Annotated in this window: 1 protein-coding gene; it reads left to right on the top strand. The window is 63.8% G+C overall.

All coding sequences use genetic code 11. From position 1 onward, the window contains the following. Positions 1 to 309, top strand: a 309-nt coding sequence (locus EN845_RS34565) for an Ig-like domain-containing protein (protein WP_135931324.1), incomplete at both ends; no start/stop codon positions are given.

Below are 309 nucleotides of genomic sequence, written 5' to 3'. Positions count from 1 at the left end.
ATCACGGCGGCTCTTCGTCCGCCAACCTGACCATCACCATCACCGGCACCAATGACGCGCCGGTGGCGGTGGCCGATGCGGCGGCGGTGAAGGAAGACACCAACACGCTGGCCGATCCCAATCCGGTCAGCGGCAATGTGCTTTCCAACGACACCGATGTCGACAATGGCGACACCCACACGGTCAGCGCCGTCAACGGCTCGGCTGGCAATGTCGGCAACGACCTGGTCGGCACCTATGGCACGCTGCATCTCAACAGCGACGGCAGCTACAGCTATACGCTCGACAATGGCCTGGCCTCGGTGCAGC

The organism is Mesorhizobium sp. M8A.F.Ca.ET.202.01.1.1 (assembly GCF_004791595.1).
Lineage (GTDB): Bacteria > Pseudomonadota > Alphaproteobacteria > Rhizobiales > Rhizobiaceae > Mesorhizobium.
The sequence above is the reverse complement of the archived record's forward strand: the minus strand, read 5'-3'. Positions and strand labels throughout refer to the sequence as shown.